Annotated in this window: 20 protein-coding genes and 1 other RNA gene; 3 read left to right on the top strand and 18 right to left on the bottom strand. The window is 41.0% G+C overall.

Going from position 1 to position 22,768, the window contains the following annotated elements; all coding sequences use genetic code 11:
- Nucleotides 1-32 precede the first annotated feature (32 nt).
- The 3 genes from HGJ98_RS12815 to HGJ98_RS12805 all read right to left on the bottom strand — a co-directional run bounded on the left by HGJ98_RS12815 (nt 33) and on the right by HGJ98_RS12805 (nt 4,680).
- Complete coding sequence (locus tag HGJ98_RS12815) at nt 33-1,310, bottom strand: class I SAM-dependent rRNA methyltransferase (protein WP_291351804.1); 1,278 nt, start codon at nt 1,308-1,310, stop codon at nt 33-35.
- 753 nt (nt 1,311-2,063) lie between these two features.
- Nucleotides 2,064-2,303, bottom strand: coding sequence for a YkuS family protein (locus HGJ98_RS12810; protein WP_291351803.1), 240 nt, complete (start codon nt 2,301-2,303; stop codon nt 2,064-2,066).
- 70 nt (nt 2,304-2,373) lie between these two features.
- Complete coding sequence (locus HGJ98_RS12805) at nt 2,374-4,680, bottom strand: M28 family metallopeptidase (protein ID WP_291351802.1); 2,307 nt, start codon at nt 4,678-4,680, stop codon at nt 2,374-2,376.
- A 277-nt stretch (nt 4,681-4,957) separates the two neighbouring features.
- Between HGJ98_RS12805 and HGJ98_RS12800 the strand changes: the two genes are divergently transcribed.
- A complete protein-coding gene (locus HGJ98_RS12800; RefSeq protein ID WP_291351801.1) occupies nt 4,958-5,980 on the top strand; it encodes a phosphatidylserine/phosphatidylglycerophosphate/cardiolipin synthase family protein in 1,023 nt (340 codons plus the stop codon).
- 114 nt (nt 5,981-6,094) lie between these two features.
- On the opposite strand, the gene HGJ98_RS12795 is transcribed toward HGJ98_RS12800, so the two are convergent.
- The 4 genes from HGJ98_RS12795 to panB form a co-directional block, all read right to left on the bottom strand.
- Nucleotides 6,095-6,718 carry a histidine phosphatase family protein gene (locus HGJ98_RS12795; RefSeq protein ID WP_291351800.1) on the bottom strand — a complete coding sequence of 208 codons (624 nt, stop codon included), beginning with the start codon at nt 6,716-6,718 and terminating at the stop codon, nt 6,095-6,097.
- Nucleotides 6,719-6,902: 184 nt separating this feature from the next.
- Nucleotides 6,903-7,089: non-coding RNA, 6S RNA (gene ssrS, locus HGJ98_RS12790), on the bottom strand.
- 51 nt (nt 7,090-7,140) lie between these two features.
- Entirely contained in the window at nt 7,141-7,608 is a 468-nt protein-coding gene (locus tag HGJ98_RS12785) for an IclR family transcriptional regulator (protein ID WP_291351799.1), read from the bottom strand.
- A gap of 191 nt (nt 7,609-7,799) precedes the next feature.
- On the bottom strand, nt 7,800-8,630 hold the full coding sequence (gene panB, locus HGJ98_RS12780; protein WP_291351798.1) for a 3-methyl-2-oxobutanoate hydroxymethyltransferase: 831 nt from the start codon (nt 8,628-8,630) through the stop codon (nt 7,800-7,802).
- A gap of 92 nt (nt 8,631-8,722) precedes the next feature.
- Here panB and HGJ98_RS12775 point away from each other — a divergent pair, with 92 nt between their 5' ends.
- Nucleotides 8,723-9,094: a TIGR04086 family membrane protein gene (locus HGJ98_RS12775; protein ID WP_291351797.1), complete on the top strand. Its 372-nt coding sequence runs from the start codon at nt 8,723-8,725 to the stop codon at nt 9,092-9,094.
- A 215-nt stretch (nt 9,095-9,309) separates the two neighbouring features.
- Nucleotides 9,310-9,741, top strand: coding sequence for a formylmethanofuran dehydrogenase subunit E family protein (locus tag HGJ98_RS12770; RefSeq protein WP_291351796.1), 432 nt, complete (start codon nt 9,310-9,312; stop codon nt 9,739-9,741).
- A 13-nt stretch (nt 9,742-9,754) separates the two neighbouring features.
- Here the strand turns inward: HGJ98_RS12770 and lgt are convergent, their stop codons facing one another.
- From lgt to HGJ98_RS12715, 11 genes are all read right to left on the bottom strand, one after another.
- A complete protein-coding gene (gene lgt, locus HGJ98_RS12765; protein ID WP_291351795.1) occupies nt 9,755-10,543 on the bottom strand; it encodes a prolipoprotein diacylglyceryl transferase in 789 nt (262 codons plus the stop codon).
- 221 nt (nt 10,544-10,764) lie between these two features.
- Nucleotides 10,765-10,965 carry a hypothetical protein gene (locus HGJ98_RS12760; RefSeq protein WP_291351794.1) on the bottom strand — a complete coding sequence of 67 codons (201 nt, stop codon included), beginning with the start codon at nt 10,963-10,965 and terminating at the stop codon, nt 10,765-10,767.
- A gap of 51 nt (nt 10,966-11,016) precedes the next feature.
- Nucleotides 11,017-13,122: a rod shape-determining protein gene (locus HGJ98_RS12755; protein ID WP_291351793.1), complete on the bottom strand. Its 2,106-nt coding sequence runs from the start codon at nt 13,120-13,122 to the stop codon at nt 11,017-11,019.
- Nucleotides 13,123-13,397: 275 nt separating this feature from the next.
- Complete coding sequence (gene pfkA / locus HGJ98_RS12750; protein ID WP_291351792.1) at nt 13,398-14,366, bottom strand: 6-phosphofructokinase; 969 nt, start codon at nt 14,364-14,366, stop codon at nt 13,398-13,400.
- Nucleotides 14,367-14,437: 71 nt separating this feature from the next.
- On the bottom strand, nt 14,438-15,406 hold the full coding sequence (locus HGJ98_RS12745) for a DnaA/Hda family protein (RefSeq protein ID WP_291351791.1): 969 nt from the start codon (nt 15,404-15,406) through the stop codon (nt 14,438-14,440).
- A 258-nt stretch (nt 15,407-15,664) separates the two neighbouring features.
- The gene (locus HGJ98_RS12740) at nt 15,665-16,573 is read right to left on the bottom strand and encodes a selenium metabolism-associated LysR family transcriptional regulator (RefSeq protein ID WP_291351790.1); all 909 of its coding nucleotides are present in this window, start codon (nt 16,571-16,573) and stop codon (nt 15,665-15,667) included.
- Nucleotides 16,574-16,667: 94 nt separating this feature from the next.
- Nucleotides 16,668-17,186, bottom strand: coding sequence for a peptidylprolyl isomerase (locus tag HGJ98_RS12735; RefSeq protein ID WP_291351789.1), 519 nt, complete (start codon nt 17,184-17,186; stop codon nt 16,668-16,670).
- A 111-nt stretch (nt 17,187-17,297) separates the two neighbouring features.
- Nucleotides 17,298-17,909 (bottom strand): DedA family protein, encoded by a 612-nt coding sequence (locus HGJ98_RS12730; RefSeq protein ID WP_291351788.1) that lies wholly within the window; start codon nt 17,907-17,909, stop codon nt 17,298-17,300.
- A gap of 168 nt (nt 17,910-18,077) precedes the next feature.
- The gene (locus HGJ98_RS12725; protein ID WP_291351787.1) at nt 18,078-19,544 is read right to left on the bottom strand and encodes a SpoVR family protein; all 1,467 of its coding nucleotides are present in this window, start codon (nt 19,542-19,544) and stop codon (nt 18,078-18,080) included.
- A 36-nt stretch (nt 19,545-19,580) separates the two neighbouring features.
- The gene (yhbH, locus tag HGJ98_RS12720) at nt 19,581-20,723 is read right to left on the bottom strand and encodes a sporulation protein YhbH (protein ID WP_291351786.1); all 1,143 of its coding nucleotides are present in this window, start codon (nt 20,721-20,723) and stop codon (nt 19,581-19,583) included.
- Nucleotides 20,724-20,739: 16 nt separating this feature from the next.
- Nucleotides 20,740-22,641, bottom strand: coding sequence for a PrkA family serine protein kinase (locus tag HGJ98_RS12715; RefSeq protein ID WP_291351785.1), 1,902 nt, complete (start codon nt 22,639-22,641; stop codon nt 20,740-20,742).
- Nucleotides 22,642-22,768 lie beyond the last annotated feature (127 nt).

The raw sequence follows: 22,768 nt of genomic DNA, 5'->3' as shown, positions 1-22,768 counted from the left end.
GACACTCCTTTGCAAGAGATTTTCTTGTTAATTTAGCGATTAAACACTTCAAATACAGCAAATTTTAAATAATCCGTTTCCTCGCTACCGAGCAGGACAGGATGATCAATGCCAGCACGCCTGAATTCGATGAGCCTTAACACTTTATGAGCGTCTGCAGCTGCCTCTTGAAGCATGCTTAAGAACCGGACGGAGCTCAAATGATACGAACAAGATGCAGTTACTAAAATTCCTCCGTTACGGACTAATTTCATCCCTTGTAGATTGATTTCTTTATACCCTCGTACTGCCCCTTCGATTGCTTGGCGATTTTTTGTGAAGGCAGGCGGGTCTAAAATTACAACATCCCAAGTTTTTTTCTCTTTTACTTGTTCTCTTAAGTAATCGAAAGCATTGGCTGCCATAAATTCCGTGCGATGCAAAAAGCCATTAAGAAGAGCATTCCCCTTAGCCATCTCAATTGCTTTTTCTGAGATGTCCACACAGGTTACTTTTTTGGCCCCATACAGACAGGCGTGTAACATAAAAGAGCCCGTGTGGGAAAAACAATCCAATACCTCCGCGCCATCCCAAAAAGGATTTTTGATTTCTTTCCCTTTGGCATCGACAGGTAGGGCATTCTCCATTACTTTAATGCCTCGCCCTGCTCCCCATCCAGTCATCAAAGGCTTTAAGGCTGCTCTGTTTTCGCGCTGATCAAAGAAATATCCTGTTTTTTGTCCTTCGGCAACGTCCACCAAAATTTTAATTTCATTTTCATAGACTGTTACTTTGGTGTCAAAAGGCTTGTCTACGAATCCCTCTCTCTCTTCAAGTCCTTCAAGCCTTCTTACTGGGACATCGCTTCGTTCGTAGATTCCACGAGGGTTAAAGATTTTAGTAATTGCATCATAGACCCATTGACGTCGCACTTCAATCCCCAAGGAAAGTATTTGTACAACTAACACATCTTCATATTTATCGATGATTAAGCCAGGTAGAAAATCTGCTTCCCCATGAACAACTCGACAGGAACTGGCGTTTGGAACTAACCATCGTCGGCGCTTCCAAGCTTCCTCTATTTTCTTTTGAAATAAGGATTCGTTGATTGTATCATCTTCTGAATAAGTTAGAACTCTTAGGATAAGTTGGGATTTTGGATTGTAAAAACCCTGAGCCAAAAAATGTCCGACATGGTTTACAATATGTATAACATCTCCACCCTGAGGATTCCCCTCGATTTTTTCAATTTCGCCAGGAAAAACCCAAGGATGTCCTTGTTCGAGTCTTTTTTTGCGATTTTTCTTAAGAAACGCTTTTGGAACCGTCATATTATTTCCCCTCACTTTCATTCTACCATTAATATGAGATGTACGTCCTTCAAAATATACCCGAAAACTTGAAGAAAAGGAAGCTTTCGCTCCCTTTTCTTCGGTTCCAACCGAAAAATCAACTATTTATCCGATGACTACCAGCCGTAAGACTCCCATCTTCTATAAGTGGGAGATAACGGCTGCTACGTCCCTGGATAAGTTCTTCTAAGCTTTAGATGGAGTAAGTATTCCTCTTAGGCAAAACTCCATCTGAAGCTAAGAATCACTTGATCGAGGTCCCGCTGTTCAACTTCAGTCGAACAAGTTCACTACCAACTATACGGATAAGGGGAATAAGGATACGGATAGGCAGCCCGGTATGGGACATAACGTGGTGCGGTATACCTTCCTAAACCAAAACCCAAGGCAAAGGGAATTAGACCAAAGAACATAAGAGCCACTCCTTCCTGAACCAGATACAGAATCTACTCTAGTATATGGTAAATTATCCCTTATGGTTACGCCGCTCGTCTATTCACAGATCTCTTTGCTATGAAAGCAACTCAAGGTTTGTGTCATCCTGAAGGAGGTACGACTGAAGGATCTAGGGCTTAAAGATTCTTCACTTCGTTCAGAATGACAAAAACGCACTGGTTTTCATTCATAAGTGGTGCCGCGAAGTGGCATAGGGGTCTGATACGTGCAAAAAGCCTCGTCCTTTTTCAAAGACGAGGTGGTTGAAGAATTAGTTTTTTCTTTCTGTTCATTATATTAGGAGAGGCGATCTCTAAGAACATCGACTATTTCATCGGCACTACGTCCTGCTGCATTGATCACAGGCATTTTCACAGGCCATTCTGGGGCAAAATAATCCGTTCCATCCCCTTTAACCACGGCGGCCCGAACGTTCTTTAATTCCGTACCTTCTAGGGGAGTCGTTTTAAATCCCGCATTATGAAGGGCCTGAATAACATTTGCGAGTCCATCTTCAACGGCAATCGTTGTATACATTGTTTTCACCCTCCTCCAAATTATCTTTATAATTCCCTAATCTCTTTAACCTATACTGAGATTCTTTTTCTTAAAAATTATAAGTCTGCTTGAAAAAGATTTGATAGTCTATTGATGAACGTAGATGTTGAATTTGGATTCGCGGAGATGGATCAGGAAAGATTGCCTCAACTGAACAGGTTATTAAACCCTGAGTTTCTACCGACATCTTAATAGAATTTTTTTGGGGAGGAGTTCTCTGAAGAATAATGGAATAAATGCCCGAAGGTTGTTGTGTCCCTTTTAGTTCTAACTTCCGCGGAAGTTTAGACATGGGTAAGAATTCATCCGTTTGAATTTCAAAAGGCTGTTTACTTTCAAATCTTAGACGGGTTAAGTACGGTTCCCTGGTGTAATTGAGGTTAAACGTAATATTAAGAGTTCTCTGTGAGTTTTTGACGGTCTCCATTACTGAGGCTTCAACAATTACTGGTGGTTTTTCATTTATGATAGGCACATATAAACTTTTCCCTTCCTCCCCGCTTAAGTCTTTCACTACATTGCGAGGTAATGGTTCATCAGAGAAAATATGTACCTTTCCATCCTTCGTTCCGAACCACTCTTCCTGAACAGTGATTACCTGTGGATAGTCTCTTGTATAGACCGGTACTAAACCAAGTGCTAGAATCAGGAAGACAGTGGTTCCTAAGGCTGGTTTTCGTGTGTAACTCAATATTTTTTTAAGAAGCTTTGTCTTAATACTTCCCACGTGCATTAGTGCTAATAAGAATGGAATCAGGAGAAAGCTGTATACTCCGAGAAAGATAAAGAAGTATTTGTGAATTGCTTGATAATAACTAAGCCATTGATGTGAATTCAAAAGTTCTAAATGAATCGAGTAGAGGAACGTGGGACCGATTAAAACCAAAATGATGTTTGGAAAGAAGAATTGTAAATTTAGACATAGCAACCAAAAAACAAATGGAAAAGCAAGGTCGATTCGAGTAAGGGCTAGAACCAAGGTAATTCCTAACAACAAGATCTCTGCCAGAACCCAATAGAGTTGGGGATCACGTACCATGGGAAGCTTATTCATAAAACTTGCCAGGGTTATCAGGACCCCTAAAGCAATCCCCAAACGAGCTATGACAAAAATTATGGGGTGAGCGAAGTATAATAATTGCACCTGTTTAATCCAACCCCAAAGTACTTCTCCAATTCCACTGATCCCCATGATAGTCACACTAAGCACTATAGAAAAACCTAGTATCCCTAAAACAGCTTTCCATTCACCTTTTTGCATAGTCCTTGCTTTATGAAACTTAATCAGCATTAAACCTGTTAGCAAGAAGGTTATGAAAGCGAAGATACGGACTCCATAACTCGGTAGTATAAATATGTATTTGCCAATTTGAAAAGGTAAGTATAGTACATCCCATTCATTAAGATCCGTCTTGCCTATTTTTACAGAGGTCAGGAGGAGATGAGCAAAATTCCCTACCCTTTGAACATCTTCAAGTGAAACCCGCTCAATTCGATCTTCGGGTCGATGAAAATATCCCTCTGGCCGTCCGTAAATGCCTAGCCCAACCGCTGGTATTCCTTGATCCAGAAAAGAGCTATAGTCGCTTGTACCTCCTTGCGAACTTTCACGAGTCATTAGAATAAAATCTCGACTGACGTTAAAGGGTATTTGACTTTCACGCGCTAAGGCAGTTACCTGCTTAATTAATTCCGGAGGAGTCGATTTTTTTCCTGCTACATCTATTTCCATAGGACTTCCTACCATGTCGATATTAAGCATCCATTGTACAGCCGACAAGTCTGCCTGAGAGGTATAGAACTGAGAGCCGACAAGCCCATACTCCTCTGCTCCAAAAAACACAAGTTGATAGGTTTCTTCATGGGGCTCTTTACTAAGGACTCTAGCCAGTTCTAATAAAACTCCTACGCCTGAGGCATTGTCTACAGCCCCTGGAACGTTGAAGGTTGCAGAATCATAATGAGCCCCTATTATTATTGTATCGGGACGGGTTCCTGGTAATTCTGCAATAATGTTTTGGCTGTTTATTAACTCGACTTGTTGTTCCTTTTGAGACAGAGAGGGTTCTCGAAGGACAACCTTGCTAAAGGGTTGTTCTCGTACCTTCCAACCATTTTGCCTTAATACATAATCAATATACTGAGCAGCCTTCAACTCTGGCTTACTTCCTGCAGGTCGTGGTCCAATTTTTTGTACAAGATGCTCGATATGCTGATACGCTTTTTGTCCTGAAAAATTCGACATTGAACCGTTAAGAACCGGTGTTACATAAGATTTTGAAGAAACGAACCACGAAATTGTGAACAAACCAAAGACAACCATTAAAATGATCCCCATAATCTTAGTATTCTTCATAGCGATTGCCCCTTCAAAAATCACTTATGCTTTCAGACGACACGACGAAGACACCGTCTTCGCACGGGTTAAACATTCTTACAGCACCGTCTTCGCACGGGTTAAACCTTCTTGCAGCACTGCCTTCGCACGTATTAGCCCTTCTTGCAATATCAACGAAGTTATACTTTTTGATTAGTATGAAAAACTTCTAATGGTTATGCCTAACTATGGTTTTACCTCTATAAGGTATATGATATAATATAGCCACTAAATTAAGCTTGGGAGAAGTATGCGCATGTCAAAACGAAGCTCTATCTTATCAATTGTTATTCTACTCTCGCTATGCGTTTTATTTATAAGCGGTTGCACCCTTAAAATTCCTGAACTTTTCCCTAAAGAAGTCCCAATTTCTAACTTACCTGCAAAAGCAATTTTTATTGATAAAGATGCTATTTATAACCAAACTGTAGCTATGATTGAATCTGCTCAAACCTCAATCTATGTAGAGCAGGCAGTGTTTGATGACCCAAATCTGATTCAGCTTCTCATTTCTAAATCACGCACAGGTGTTGATGTTCGAGTTCTTTTAGACCAATGGCAAAAAGCAAATCGAATAACCTTAGATCAACTTAAAAGTCAAAATGTTTCAGTGCAGTTTTATCCAGCCCAAAAGGGACAAATCAATCATACAAAATACCTGATTATCGACCAAAAACGCGCCCTAATTTATGGTCCTCCTTGGACAGAGGAGGGATTTAAGGCCCATGATATAGCCGTAGAGTTATCCGGTAAATCTGCCTGGAAAGCAGCTTCTCTGTTTTCAAAGGATTGGGCATTCACCACAACGTTCCCATTGGATGTGGAAAAGACCTCCACCCTACCGGAAGATAATATCATTTTAGCTACGAATGCTAATGTTAGACAGCAACTTATCGATCGTATATCGACAAGTACAAAATCTATCTGGATAGCAAACTCGGAAATTACAGAACCTGATTTGATTCAGGCCCTTATTGAAGCTGCCGAAAAAGGGTGTGATGTTCGCCTTATTCTTGATCAATCTGCCACGACTAAAACGCCCGTCACCCTTGAGAAGCTATCAACTAATGGGGTTCATATTCGCTTTTACCCAAGCCAGCCTCCACTAGGATTGAACTTAGCAATCTTTGATAACTCATCCTTTCTTCTAAGTAGTTCTGGTTGGACTCGTTATTCATTTGTCGCTAACCATGAATTTTCTATTACAGTTCCCTCCCCGAAGGCTTCCAGCAGATTAGTCGAGATGTATACTCAAGATTGGGAAAAAAGTACTGAGTAATAAGATCACACAATCACAAGAACCTAAAGCATGATAAGGCAATGATACTTGATTTGCGAATAGTAAAGGGACAGATGCCGAAAAAGCATCTGTCCCTTTACTATACATTTCAACCTATCCCTCTAAAGCATCTAAATGCTTACAGTCCCCAAGGATACAAGGAGTCCATTTATCGCCGTCAATCTCGATAATATTTAGTGCCGTATTATGTTGCCAAGGTGTTTGAGCCCATTCATGAACTTCAAACCCTAATGCTTTGGTTACGAGCAATTTTAGAGTTATGCCATGGGTTACAAGACAAACTGTTTCTCCTCTATGGGTTTGAATAATCTGCTGCAAGAAATCCCATGCCCTTTTGAGAACGAGATCCATGTTTTCCCCGCCTGGTGTAGTGACTAGGTGCGGTACTGAGTCCCATTGTTTAAAGATATCTGGGTAGCTTTCTCTGAGCTCTTGCCAAATATAGCCTTCCCATTCTCCAAAGGAAAACTCGCGAAGGGCTGGACTCAAGAATATTTTTTCAAGTCCCAGTTCACGTCGAATCTCCTCAGCAGTGTTAACCGCTCGGGGGGAATCACTTGAATAGATATAGTTTATTTTTTCGTCTTTCAGTCTTAAAGCTAAGGAACGCGCCTGAAGTATTCCCTTTTCCGTGAGTGGAGAATCCAAGCTCCCCTGAACTCTCCCTTCCGTGTTCCATACTGTTTGCCCATGACGGGTCAGAATGATTCTTGTCATAAGTACACCTCTTATATAAATGTATAGAACGATAAGTTCTAATCTCGGTTTAGAAAACTTGGCTGGCGCCAAGCCTTCAGGCGTAGGCGGCAGTCTTAGTTGAACTTATGCTTCAGAAAGTATCAACAAAAAGTTATACTTTCTGTCTAGTACCACTATTTAAAAGGGTAGGGAATACTCCCTACCCTTCCCCGACTTGCCGTAAGACTCCAGGTTTCTGACCCCGCTCTCGCAGGTGGGTGCCTAGTCCATACGTTCCAACTTCCCTGGTCTCTAAAGAAAAGGGCCTGTTGTAGTTGTCTGGCATTTGGCTCCCTTGTCACATAATAGGATCAAAACCATGGTAGTCTATACGCACAAGCTAGGATATGTTTATATTATAGCACTGCTCTACTAAAAAATCTCTAGCAAATCCTTGGAAATTATCGTTTTCGTAGTTTATCCTCTATTTCCGCTAAACGATCTTGAAGCAAGGCAATTGCCATTTCCTGATTACGTACACGTCGCTTAAGATGATCTACTAACTGAATTAGTTCACTAACTTCCTCCGTCATGGATTCGGGGACTCCTCCATAACGTGTAGATTCATGGTTACTTAAATCCTCAGGTTCATGTATTTCTGTCGATGGAGCATTTGGAGAATTGTCCTTAAGATCAGGTGTTGCTAATAAATAGCGAAACCGTGCATATCTTGAGTTACGTCCAGGCTGAACTTCAATGACACCATCCTCAGCCAAAGCCTGAATAGCTCGTTTTAAAGTAACACTTGCGGCACCTGTTTCACGTTGAATATCTGAATATGCTAATTCGAAATCTTTACCTTGATACATTGTAGAAATCTTCTCGAAAAATTCGACAAATTTTCGATGAGTTTTTTCTTTTAATCTCAATGCTAGCTCCATCCTTCCATAACGAGAATAATATAAATTAAAAATTCATCTATATTATATCAAATTTATGGAAAATTGCTATACTGAATATTGCTAATATTTAACTTTAATCAAACTATTTAGACTAAAATTCATTTTCTACGTTTGCGAAACTCCCTCTAATGGAAAATCTCACCTGTATGATTACATTATTAATCTCCATATAGCTTTTGTATAACCTCGTCTGACATGGCAAAGGTATGTTCTTCCGATGGGAAAACCCCGTCCTTTACTTCTTTATGGTATTCTTGTATAGCTTGTACGCTAGTGGACCTTAATTCTGCATATTGTTTAACAAACTTTGGTCTAAACCGTTTAAAAAGACCCAAAATATCGTGATATACAAGAACTTGCCCATCACAATCCGCCCCTGCCCCGATTCCGATGGTTGGTATGGTTAGCTCAGTGGAAATCTGCTTTGCCACCTGCCTCGGTATTGCCTCCAAAGTTAATAAAAAAGCCCCTGCCTGCTCTAAGGCTTGAGCATCTTTGATTAACTGTTTTGCGCTATCCAGATCTCGTCCCTGAACCTTAAAACCTCCGAGCTGATTGGCAGTTTGAGGGGTTAATCCGATATGCCCAACGACAGGTATTCCTGCACGAGTTAGAATTTGAACAATAGGAGCAATATCCAAGCCTCCTTCCAGCTTGACAGCATCTGCTCCTCCTTCTTTAATAAGCCTCCCAGCATTCATAATTGCTAAATCAGTGGTAGCATAGCTCATAAATGGCATGTCGGCGACTACAAAGGTTTGTGCAGCTCCTCTGCGAACCGCTTTGGTATGATGGAGGATCTCTTCCATGGTGACTGGAACCGTTGAATCATATCCTAAGACTACCATTCCCAAAGAATCGCCCACCAAGATAATATCTACACCAGCCTCTTCAACAAACTGAGCAGAAGGGTAATCATAGGCGGTTAACATACTTATTTTTTCTCCAACTTGTTTCATCTTTTCAAAATCAGGAATCATCTTTTTCATTCTGTAATTCCTCCCTAATAACATTTTAAACAACTAGTCATACTCTTGGAAATTTTGGCATAGGTACTTATCAGTCAAAGGAGGGATTACCCATGTCAAAATCCTTTCAATTTAGCTTAATTCTAAAAGGGATTATCTTAGCGTCCATCTTAGCAATGTTATTGTCTCTAGTATTTGGTGTTTTGCTCTCCTACACATCACTTCCCGAATCTGAACTATCGATTAACATTATCTTTGGTGTAAGTGTCTTCATCGCGGCTTTTGTCACGGCTTACCAAGCAGGCACAAGGGGTTTGTACTATGGATTGTCTGTAGGTATAGGATTCATTCTTTTAGTCCTAATCCTATCTGCAATTTTCTGGTCAAACTCTCCAGTTTGGTTAAAGTTAGCCGAAAAAACCATCGTTGCACTTGTTTCAGGTGGAGTTGGCGGAATCGTCGGAGTGCTATTTCCTCAATCTTAGTGAAAACAATAAGTTAATAACAGCCTTGAGAGAAGAGGGAAATCTCGCAATGAGACTTCCCTCTTCTCATTTAAATTTTTTACTTACATCTAATATTTTCTACTGATACAATAAAAAATCCTGCAAATTGTCGCGTTAAAAAGAAAGACTATGGAACTTTTTACTCTAAGGATATACAATAATTTAAAAGCTTTCGTAAAGGAGAGAAGTAATCTATGTGTATAGAAAAAACACCATGGGAACAAGTTATTGATTTTCATGGGCATACATGCCCTGAAATTGCTTTAGGCTATCGTATCGCCCAAATTGCGAAACGTGAATTAGGAATTCAACCTGGACTAGAGCCAGAGGTAATAGTCACTGCAGATACACATTCTTGTGCACTTGACGCCTTTCAAATAATCAACCGCGCCACCTACGGCCGGGGCAATTTACAGGTTGAAGAAAAGAAACTTCATGTCTATCACTTTCAAAAAAAAGGTCTGCCTGAAGAACTACAGATCTCCTTGCGATCTGAAATACTAGAACAACTCGTAAGCACGGAAGAACATTTAAGCACCCGTGAGAAGCAAAATAAAACCTTAGAGGCTATCCGTATGATTCTTAGTACAGAAGAAACACTCTTTTGCACCATTCAAAGAGGATAACTCGCAAGGCGCCTTAAGATACGACATCACTTTTTTTATCTCGCCATATTCTCCAAGCTAGAAGTGCTAGGGCAATTCCGACCGCCGCCATACTACTCCATTGTGCAGCGGTCCAGTTGAATAAAAATCTTGGGCTGTCTCCTCGCAAATTTTCAAGGAAAAATCTCGCAAAATTATATAGCGCCATGTATAACAAAAAGATCATACCCGATGGCCATTTTTTCAGTTTGAGGATTACCAGCAGCGCAAAAATAATCACATCGACTTGCCCTTCCCACACTTCTGCCGGCCACAAAGGTTGGGTACCAAAGGTGTCTCGAGCAATTGTACCCTCAGGATAAAGAATGCCAAAGTCTCCTCCCGTAGGTCCTCCAAAGGCATCCCCATTCATAAGATTAGCATTTCGACCAACGGACTGAGCTAATATTAGCCCAGGAGCGGCAATATCCGCAAGTTCCCAAAAGGATAACTTCTTGCGCCAAACGTATATTCCACCTGCTATTAACGCCCCAACCACGCCTCCTTGAATTGAAAGCCCTCCGTGCCAAACTGCCAAAATCTCCCCTGGGTGTTCACGGTAGAAACCCCAATCAAAAAAGAACACTTGCCAGAAGCGAGCGCCTACTATACCAGATATAAGTAATAGAGGTGCTAAATCCATGAAGACATCCATTAACTCCGGTCGACCTTCGGCTTTGGCAAAGTATAAGGTAACACCAACGCCGATGATGAAAGCCAACGCAAAAATTGTTCCATAAGCCCTAATCGGAAAATCTCCAATGAAAAACCAATACTGATGCATTGATACCTTGTCCTCCTTAAATACGAATCAAATACGAAGCCATATTTTTTACGTCTATGTAATAGTTATGTTTCATTTATTTTCCATTATATCTTGAATAAGAAGTGATCACAAGTTTCTCAACACTTACCCCCATAAATGAAATAGTATAGCTAAAGTGAACTAAGGCTAATAAAATTAAAAAACAGACAAGATTTAGTATCAAGTCTGTTTTTTTGTTCTTAAAAACTATTTAGTTTTGCATAAAAAGAATCGTATTTATTTGGGTCACCCATCGCTGCATCACGTTCTGATTTCCCAGTTGGCTTTTGAACTCTTTGAAAATAGTCGGAATGTTTCTTTTTTGCTGATCCCGCATCGGAATATAAGGCAATAACTAAGGCAGCAATTACAATAAGTGCGAGCAACCATTGAAATAACACTTCACAACACCTCCATTCTTATTTTATGTTCTACAGCGCGATTGTCAAGCATTAATTCCAATTTGCTGTCAAACGATCACCCGGATGTAACACTGTTGTGAATTCGGCAGGTTGACCATTGACCATTAGGCTTAACGAAGCGCCGGAACGAACCGCATCTGGAAACTTAACATAAGGTAAAAGATCCGAAAGTATAGGCATTTGCTTGTATCCCTTAACCCTTAGCTCCATTCCATCTTTTAGAAGCTCTGCTTGGGACACAGGTCGACCTTGCGCCGAAATAAGGATTTCTTGAATAGGGTATTCCACCTTTTCCCCATTGACCTGAAAAATAATAGGCTCTGGCTTTAGCTTCAGATCACCAATCGTGAGCTGGACAGTACGAGCCTCGATAGAATCTCCGTCATAAATTATTCTGTTACCTTCTACCAGGATGCCGTTAACGAAAACTTCTCGATCTAATTCAAACTTGCGAAATTCTCCGTTAATACGAATTTCCAACTCTTCTTTTTGTTTTAGGTCATAATTTTTTTGCTTGAGCAGATCGTTAAGATCATCATTAGGAAGGTAGTAGACTTTATATCCATCAAGTATTGGGTCTGTTTCAGAAACCAACTGGCTATCGACATAGATTTGAGGAGAAAACCTCTCTTTTTGTCCATTCCAAATGATCTCTTTTGATTTAGTCGATGGCAACACATCTTTAAAACATACCTGAGCATCTCGACCAACCTCACCGGGAGTAAAACTAATTTCATCCCCCGCGTTGAGGGATTGATCAAGTTTGCTGGGCTTCCCATTGACCAATAATTGAGCAGGGTTTCCCAAAGTTCCCTTAATAACTTGCATTTCATTGTTAATCTCAAAGGTTAAGGCTGCACCAGGCTTACCCAAAAAGGAACGTGGTTGTATTCCTGCAGCAAGCAGAGCTTCTGCAACCGTTGCTAATTGTAAGGCAAAGATTGGAACAGGTCCGCCATTCACTAATACGGTATAATATTGAAGTCCATTTCCTTCAAGTGCAGCAATTCCAATTCCGATGGGAGTAATTGTTTCTGGTCCTTTTAAGCTTTTCTCGCCAATAATCTCCCCGATCCTATCCCTAACCTGTATGCCCACTCTATTCCGGGGGATTTCTAAAGTCTCAGACAATAGTTCACAAAGCAAAGGGGTTAAGCTTCCTCCTCCTATGAGGATAATGGCATGGGGAACCCCATTATTGAGTTCTAAAAGCTCCTTTGCTATTTTCTCTGCCAGTTTTCCAACCACTGAGCGAATGACTTCTAAAATTTCCGACTTATCTACGACGACTTTGGCCCCCAGAAAATCAGTAAAACTGACTCTTTGTTTCTTACATAATTCTCGCTTTACTTTTTCGCCTACTTTAAAATCCAGTAGATAATGTGAGCAGATTTCCTCTGTAACCTCATCTCCAGCCATGGGAACCATGCCATAAGCGAAAAAGGAACCACTGCGAGTTAGGGCTATATCCGCCGTGCCAGCCCCAACGTCCACCAAAGCAAGATTAAGCCGTCTCATATTTGGGGGAATAGCCGCCTGCCCTGCTGCAATCGGTTCCAACGTTAGGCTCGTCATTTCTAAGCCTACCCGTCCCAATACAGCCACTAACCCATCCACAACCGTTCGGGGTAAGAAAGTGGCTATTACAGACACTTTAGCCACTCTTCCTCGCTGCCCGATCAGATTCGAAATTTCTTCTCCCTCGTTCCACGAGGCAATGGTGTTATAACCTACACAATGATAACTTTGTAAATCGTCATCAGCGGAAGATTGCAATTGTCGCAGCGCCTGATGAACTGCTTCGATTTCTAAAGCTAATACATTCTCCCGTTCCCAGCGTACCGGAAGCAGTTCCTTATGTTCAGCCACTGCAACTTCTGTTTTTAATGCACGACCTGCCGCTGCCACGGCAACCTGTCTTAAGGAGGTATCCAATTTTTTTTCTAACTGTCCTTTAACCTTAGCAACAGCTCGAGCTACTTCTTCAACATCATGAACTTGCCCATCATACATGGCACGTTGGCGATGTTCTGTTTGAGCACTCGCTATGATTACATAACCCTGTTCTTCGCTTTTAGTCATCACTAGTCCCATGACCATACGGGTTCCAATATCCAGCGCAAAAATTGGTTCCACTTGTCTCACCTCTCTCTACGTAAATTCGCTTTATTTAGGTAAAATCCTTCTCGTTGAATATGCAGTCTAAGAACTGACCAATAGGAATCACTTGAGGACATTAAGCGACTTTCAATAGCGTGGGCAAGTTTCTGCAAGAGCTGATGATGATGTATATATTCTAGCTCACAAACGAATTGAACAGTAAAAAATAAAACGCCCGGTTGCCGGACGTTTTATGTTCAACCCCTTGCCCTATTCAGAGGATGTACTTTGTTAGTGAGTATTCTAAATGGCTAAATTGACAACTGATTCGCCAAATCATAAAGTTTTCTGTTAAATGGACGCCTATCTTCATAGGCGACATCAAGGGGTTTTGAAACAACCTCTTGATTGACATAGGCAGTCATCTTATTAGTCTCTTTGGCCAGTAGAATCTCAACCGCTTTTCCACCCATAGATGCGGCAATGACAGCATCGAGAGCGCTGGGGTTCCCGCCACGCTGCAAATGACCTAGAATAGTGATTCGTGTCTCAAACCCGGAACGGGTACGCAATTCCTCTCCGATCTTATAAGCACTTCCGGCACCTTCTGAGACAATGATAATACTGTGATTTTTACCACGTTGATGTCCGCGTTTCAACTTATCGCAGATTTCATCATAATCAAAGGGGATTTCAGGCACTAAAATAGATTCAGCTCCACAAGCAATTCCTGCCTGAAGAGCAATATTTCCACAATCTCTGCCCATAACTTCCACGACAAAGGTGCGTTCGTGGGAGGTCGCCGTATCTCGAATTTTGCCCACGGCATCAATGACTGTGTTAACAGCCGTATCAAAACCTATGGTCAAATCTGTGCCAGAAATGTCGTTGTCAATAGTGCCTGGAATCCCTACAATTTGAATCCCCCTCGCCAGCGTTTGCGCCCCTCGAAAGGACCCATCTCCACCAATCACTACCAAGGCATCTATTTGGTGCTTGTGCAGCTGATCTAGGGCCTTCTCCTGGCCTTCTAGTGTCATCATTTCTGCGGACCGGGCGGTCTTTAACATAGTTCCTCCGCGAAGTACAATATCAGCCACGGATCCTATACTCATTTCTTGGATTTCCCCGTGGATCAGGCCTTCATAGCCACGATTAATACCATAAACCTTTAGCCCATGGTAAATTCCTTTCCGGACCACTGCGCGCAGAGCTGCATTCATTCCTGGAGCATCTCCTCCACTGGTAAGCACTCCAATCCGCTGCATTTCTCTTGACATTGGATCACCCCTTTTCATTATCTTGCTATTTCAAGTTTTTAGTCAAACTATTAACATTTATTCAAACCATCCTAGTGTTTAAAATTACTTATAATAATTTCATATTTTTGATGCAATTCTAGATCATTAAGCAGCTTCTTTTGCATTTTTTTATATGACATCATGATGGTATTATGGTTTCGATTGAAAAACCGCGCGATCTCCGGATAAGAACTATGACAAAGTGATCGTACTATATAAATCGCCATTTCTCTAGCTTCATTTACTTTAGGCTTTCGGCTTGTACTTTGTAATTCCTCCACCGAAATCCCCATAGTCTGACCAACACGGCTTATAATGTTCATGGGATCAACTACCTTGTGCTTTTGGTTTTCTTCATTGTCCCAATAGTTCTTAAAACATAGGATACTTAATTCATCGTCATGTAACTCAGCAAATTGAATAAACTTCTTGATACATCTAATAGCATCGGTCAAATTACCCGTGCTCTCCGCAATCAGGCTTAAGATCGATTGGTCCATGTAAAGACGATTCTCACGAATATAGTCCTCCAGAAAGCGCTCTAATTCATCGTTTGAAGGTCGATCGATTGGGATCACGACACCACTTAAAAACCGCGAAGCAAGCCGATCTCCTAGAAAGTCTAAGGCCGGTGTATCCGCTTCAATGCTGATCACCATCTTGCCCCCACTTTCGATGATATATTCGTAAGTATAATGAAGTTCCTCAATTGTTTTGGCTTTACCTGACAAGAAATGAAGATCATCGATGATTAACAGCCGAGACGAGCGGTATCGTTTACGAAACAAATGTAAATTGTTCTCCTGTGCAGAATATGCATACTGGCGTGCAAAAGCCAAGGCATCCGTAATAAGCCCCTGTTTCTGTGGTTCAAATTTTTCATACAGATAATGTAATAGCGCTGATTTACCTACCCCCCTGGGTCCGTATATTAACGTTACCTCAGGAGCATTCTCAGTTTTATAATATTTAACTAGTCTGCATGCCCGTATGTTGAATTCACTTATAAACCAGTACAAAAGTGCCTCCCCTTTTAACATCTAGTAACCATCTTAATACATTAGCACAATAGTATTATCGCATATAACAGTAGAGGAATTTAGTCCAAGGTGTCGAAATATTCGAAAATGGTCGTTTGTCCTATTGAAGGGAAAATTATATCCATGGGTTTTAAGCAAGCAGTAAGTAATAGCAATTATGAAGATAGTTTCCATAATGCTCAAAAACTATGTGATGCCCATATACATCTTTTTCCCGATCGTCTGATGGGCGCTATATTAGATTGGTTGGCCTCTGCCCTCCGACGTCTGACTAACTAGATATCGGTAACACTCATCTGCAATGATGGTTAAAGGCTTATTTCTACGGGTTAAAAGGTAAAACCCTCGTTCGATATGAAAGTCTTTCACGTTTGACCATACTAACCCTTGTTTCTCACAGGATTCAGAAGTATGTTTTGAGAGAAATGAATACCCAATGCCAGAACGAACAGCATTTTTTACTGCTTCTGTACTTCCAACTTCTAAGGCTATATTAAAGTCATTTAGGTCGAGCCCAAGTTTTGCGAGGGCCTCCTCAAAGGCTCTACGATGCCCCGACCCGGTCTCGCGAATAATCATTGGATCTTCTCTTATGGAGTTGATATCAAGACTTTGACTCCCGCTTAAAGGATGATTATTCGAAATTACAAATCCTAGTTCATCCTTCAGCCAGAATTCAGAGGTTAGTTTTTCGGTATCAAAAACTGCTCCAACAACTGCAAAATCCACTTCATGTGCGAGTACCTTTTCCGCCATTTCAAGGCTATCCCCTATAGATAGTTTGAATATTATTTCCGGATATAATTTTCGAAAGGCCCCTAAGTACATAGGCAACAAATATTCTCCTGGAATATGGGAAGCTCCAATATGGACTTTCCCGCTCATTAACTTTTCCGAATCTCCAATTTCACGCATAAGCTCTGACCATTGATCAAGTATATGCAAGGTGTGCTTATACACTGTCTCCCCTTCGGGGGTAAGGGCAAACCCTTTTCCTTTACGATAAAGTAACTTGACCCCTAGTTTTTCTTCAAAAGCACGTATTTGGTTTGAAACTGCAGGTTGACTGATTCCTAACGTTCGAGCAACTACTGTAAAACTCTGTTCCTCGACCACCTGACCAAATAACCGCATGAGATCTAACATATGGCACCTCTATCTATTTATGATATATATGCAGAAGAAGAGGGCATGGCCCTCCTCTTCTGCTATAGAATACCTTAAAACGTCTAAATTATAACTAGGATTGAAGGGTAACTTTCTTCATCCTCTGATCTTCTAAGGGCTTATCTCCCCGATCTTTCGGTACACTTACAATTCGATCGACCTCTTCCATGCCTTCGAGCACTTTACCAAAGGAAGCGTATTGACCATCTAAGTGACTTGAAGCTTTGACAACAATAAAAAATTGAGAACTAGCAGAATTAGGCGCTGAGGTCCGAGCCATGGATATTACACCGCGATCATGTTTTAAATCATTTTTAAATCCGTTGGCTGTAAACTCGCCTCGGATTGTTTGTTTACTTCCACCCATTCCTGTTCCGTTGGGATCTCCACCTTGAATCATAAAGCCTGGGATACAGCGATGGAATATGAGGCCATCATAAAAGCCTTCAGAAACAAGCGACACGAAATTTTGAACTGTTTCGGGTGCTATTGACGGATAAAGCTCGATTTTAATCGTATTTCCGTTTTCCATTTCAATAAGTACTATTGGGTTTTGTTTTATGTCCTGGTTCTGAGTCGTTTCATTTGTCACCTGAGTGACCTCCTTTATGTTGGGTTTTTTATCCCTAATATTATACCACTGGAATTGAACTTTCCCTAATGTATGGAAAATATTTTTATAAGATATAAATTAGATATATAATTAGCAGGAGTTATCCTGCCTTGTTTTTGCAGTATAGAGATAGATAAAAAATACAATAATGGCCAGAACAACACCACTCCGAGCCAAGTAATGGTGCAAGATATGGGTAATTTTTTGCCAGTGTTCTCCAAGGATTCGTCCGAGTGTTATAAATGTTAAAGCCCAAATAAAAGCACCAATCCCTGCCAACACAACATAGCGTCCATAAGACAACTTACTCATCCCAGAAAAGTACGCTGTAAAATGACGAAATCCAGGAAAAAAGTATCCAATGACAATCAGCCGGTCCCCGTAACACTGAAACCAATGCTCAGCCCGCGCAATCTTTTTTTCATTAAGATGAAGATAGGGTGCAGCTTTGTGCAAGAAAGGAATTCCCAGCCTTCTTCCAATCCAATAACTCAAGTTCATTCCCAAAAAACTTCCTAAGGTTGCAACCATAAGTGTTTTACCAAAATCCATTCTTCCTAATGACGTTTGAAATCCGCTAAACGTCATTAGAAATTCATCCGGCACTGGTATACCAACCAGGCCGCATGTAAGTAAACTAAATAAGCCGACATACCTAAACTGATAAATTATGTCTGTTAAATACTGCTCTAGTCCTTGCATGCCCTGCCTGCCTTCCTTAATACCCCTATTACACCTGGTGCAAAACCAGGGCATAGAATAACTTCGACCTAATATTATAAATTCTACCCTGATTACCTAAAATCCTCTATTTAATGTTCAAAACAGATGCTATTTCTAGCATCTGTTTTGAACTAGTGGTATACCCTCTTACGTTTCATCATTTCCTTGAGTTTTGCCTGCAAGACGACGACTTACTATTCTGTTCGACGATTCGTAGATATATTTCTTGCCATCGACTATAGTCTCCAGGGCGACGGACTTTCCCCAAAGCGACTGAACAAGAGTTAGGGTTTTCTCCAGATATACAATATCTAGATCAGTTCCTTCATGACAATGTTTAAGATATAGTCCTCCTTTGCCTTCGTAGTCCCCCTCAAGAACGACAATCCGTGGATGCCCCCCATTAACTAATTGTTTTACTAAATTATCCCGTACTTTCTCCCATTCATTTTCTGTAACCTGCCAGTGGGCACCAACCTTTCTAAAATTGAATAAATTTAGATCCTCGACTAATTTCTTGCTAAGGTGATTACGAATAAAAGAAAGGTCATTTTCGGTCTCCCGTAGTTCGAATAGTTCATCTATGGTTTTTTCTTTAGCCAGATAATCCCATATCTTGACTCCCAAGTAATAAGGATTTAATCCTAATCGGGACGGTTGAACGACTTGGCTGTGCATAACAGCAAATTCTAGAGATTCTGCATCCGTTAGATCTAGTTCTCTCATAATTTTAGCATGCCAAAAGGTGGCCCATCCTTCATTGATAATTTTTGTTTCAATCTGCGGATAAAAATACAAGGATTCTTCACGCACAATACTGACAATATCTTTTTGCCATTCCTCCAATCCAGGGGCAAACTTAATAATATATAGCAACAGATCTTCGAATTCTTGCTGGGATGGTGATTCACATTCATCGTCTAACAGATCTTCCCATAAATCTTCGTAGGGCGAAGATATGCTATTCTGTCTAGTCTTCTGCCGACTGCCTTTAAATTGGCTGGCAGAGTTTCCTGGGCATTTGCCAGTACAAGCATTACCTTGACAACTCTGCCTTTCCTCCTTGTCTGGAACAATAAACTTAGGTTGATTATCAGACTCCTGGACAGGTCCGATATGAGAACGATAATCCACATGTTCTTGAATTGCTAGGACCGCATCCATGACTTGCTCGACTTTATCCCGACCATATCGGATTTCATAGGCATGGATTCTGTCAGCATGGGCACTCATGCGTTCAACCATATCTTTAGGAGTACGTGAGAAATAGTGATTATTCTTAAAGAAATCAACATGTGCGTATACATGCCCAATCACAAGTTTGTTTTGTATTAATCGATTCCCCTCCAACAGAAAAGCATAGGCTGGGTTGGTATTAATGACCAATTCATAAATTCGACTTAAATTAAGATCATACTGTAACTTCATCCTGTAAAAAGCTTTACCGAAGCTCCAATGCGTAAATCGTACCGGCATTCCATAGGCACCAAAGGTATATAAGGCCTCCGCCGGAACGATTTCAAAATTCACAGGATAGAAATCAAGTCCCATGCCACGGGCCACTTGCGCGATATCTTGCGCCATAGTACTTAAGGCTCGCATCTCATTGTCCATGACTCCCTCCTAGCTTTACCCCTCTTCATCCTAATCTCAAGAGAATACCGTTTTAAGGGCATCATATACCTCATTACGATCTCTGATGGTTACAAGACGTAATTTGGGATCGGAAATGCGCTTTAACGTTGACATTAAAGTACTGGAGTAATGTGTCCTTAAAATTTCACCATAGCCCACAATCTGACTTACTTCGACCAAGTTTTTCATCAGTGTTAAGGCTCGGGTATTATCCGAACCAATATTATCTCCATCTGTAAAATGAACAGGATAGATATTATAATGGGCCGGTGGATACTCTCTCTCAATTAAATCCAAGGCATATCTATAAACTGAGGAACAGCGGGTACCTCCACTTTCTCCGCGAGTAAAGAACTCCTCCTCGGTCACCTCTTTTGCCTCAGTGTGATGCGCTAAGAAACGCATTTCCACGTTTTCGTATTTTAAGCGCAAGAACCGTACCATCCAAAAGAAGAATGTTCGGGAGATATATTTTTCAAATTGCCCCATGGAGCCTGAGGTATCCATCATTGCCAGAATGACCGCGTTAGTTTCAAAATTCGGTCGAGTTTCCCAAGTCTTAAAACGTAGGTCTTCAGGTGATATTTTCAATTTGGCATCTTTATCTTGCTTCCTGGAGAAGGCCTGCCTTTTGATACTTTCGAGCAACGTACGTTTTTTGTCCACATTAGCCATTAGACCTTTTTTACGTACATCGTTAAATTCAGGACGATCATGAGCAATGAGTGGTCTTTTTTTATCGTCCAAGTTGGGCAGCTTTAATTCTTCAAAGAGGATATTTGCTAGATCTTCATAAGTTACTTCAGCTTCATAAATATCCTGGCCCGGCTCTTCACCCGCTCCGCTCCCTGCACCTCCTTTACCTTTCCCTTTACCTTGATCCCGCCCAAGGATATCTCCTGGCGACATTTTTTTGGTTCCTTGCCCCGTATGATTCTGCTTATTAAAATCATAGCGAAAGCGAAATTCTTCAAGAGAACGCATGGGAATCTTCGTGCTTTTTTTACCATCGGTTAAGATGATACTCTCATCGACAATCAGATCTCCCATTTGTTGCTTAATGACTTCTTCGACCTTTTCTTTATGCCTGGTCTGGTCAAGATGCCCTTTGCGATGCAAAGTCCAATCATCACGATTCACGATGATATCATCCGCCATACTAATCCCCTTCTCTCTACCGGTTAAGGAGGGCCCCAACATACTTCACAATCTCATTGGCACAGATTGGGCAATATCCATGCTCTTTTACGAGTCGATCCATAACATTATTAATTCGTCTCAGTTGCTCCTGATCTGGATGAGAGACTGATGTAGTGATCTTTACTATATCCTTAAGATCTGCGAACAACTTCTTCTCAATCGCTTCTTTCAAGCGTTCATGGGATTCATAACCAAAGGTTTTGCCTTTCCGAGCATACATGGAGATCCGAATTAAAATTTCTTCGCGGAAGGTTTTCTTAGCATTTTCCGAAACACCAATCTGCTCTTCGATACTGCGCATGAGTTGTTCGTCAGGGGCTAATTCCTCACCCGTAATTGAATCGTAGATTTTTGTAGAGTTACAGAAGGCCTCTACATTATCTAGGTAATTATTCAGCAATGACTTAGCAGATTCTTCGTAGGCATAGACAAAAGCCTTCTGAACTTCTTTCTTAGCCATTTCGTCATATTCTCGTCGGGCCACTGCAATCAGATTGAGCAGACTTTCCTTTTCTTCTTTCATAATCGATGTATGCTGAGATAACCCGTCTTTTAAAGCCCTTAAAATATCTAAGGCATTGATACAAGCATGCTCATCTCGGATTAAGGCTGTTGATATTCGGTTGATTACATATCGCGGATCCACACCGCTCATACCTTCCCCTTGTTCTTCTCCTTCCATAGCCAACTCTTTGATATCCTTTTGATTAAATCCCTCCACATCTTCCCCATCATAGATTCGCAACTTCTTGACTAAATCCATTCCTTGCTTTTTTGAGGGTTTTAAACGGGAAAGAACACTAAAGACAGAGGTCGCCCAAAGACTATGAGGAGCCAAGTGTACATTACGAATGTCACTTTGGCTAATCAATTTTTCGTAAATCTTTATTTCATCACTGACACGAAGATTATAAGGAATTGGCATTACTATAATTCTGGACTGCAATGCTTCATTCTTTTTATTCCCAATAAAGGCTCTATATTCATTTTCATTGGTGTGAGCGATAACTAATTCATCGGCCGAAATTAGGGCAAAGCGACCTGCTTTAAAATTCCCTTCCTGAGAGAGACTAAGCAGATTCCAGAGAAACTTCTCATCAGATTTTAGCATTTCCTGGAACTCCATTAAGCCTCTATTTGCTTTGTTAAGCTCTCCATCGAATCGGTAAGCACGCGGATCGGATTCAGATCCATATTCTGTAATCGAAGAAAAATCAATGGATCCTGTTAAGTCGGCAATATCTTGTGATTTTGGGTCTGAAGGAGTAAATGTTCCAACCCCTACCCGTTGCTCCTCAGAAAACAGGATTCTTCTTATTGGAAAACGTTCCACTTCACTACCAAACTCTTCATCCAAACGCAAGCGACATACGGGACAAAGATTCCCTTCGATACGGATTCCGTACATTTCTTCAAATTGTTGACGTAAGGACACTGGCAATAAATGCAGAGGATCTTCATGCATCGGGCATCCATCGATGGCATAGACTGCTCCTTCTTCAGTTCGTGTAAATTCTTCAAGTCCTCGTTTCAGTAAGCTTACAATAGTCGATTTTCCACCACTTACCGGCCCCATCAACAATAAGATCCGTTTACGGACGTCTAAACGTTTAGCTGCACTATGGAAATACTCTTCGATTAGGCGCTCCAACGTTTTATCCAACCCAAAAAGTTCTTTGTCAAAGAATTTGTACTTTTTTTGATCTCCAATTGTTTCAACCCCGGCCGCTTTAATCATCTCATAGATTCGAGCATGGGCATGCAGCGCTAAGTTGGGATTTTTAGTAACCATTTGCAAATAGTCAGCAAATGTACCACTCCAAACCAGTGCAGCCTCTACTTCACGATACTCACGCAGCCACTTAATGACTTCCATAGTAGCCCTCCCTTCTCTAACATCAGCAAGACTTGTCGGGATAATACTTAATATATATGCTTTGTTGAAGAAGATAAGTCATTGATCATATATGTATACTTATTAATCGCCATGCATGGAGCACGAA

Source organism: Desulfosporosinus sp. (assembly GCF_014237355.1).
GTDB lineage: Bacteria > Bacillota > Desulfitobacteriia > Desulfitobacteriales > Desulfitobacteriaceae > Desulfosporosinus.
This window is presented reverse-complemented; position numbering and strand designations above follow the sequence as displayed.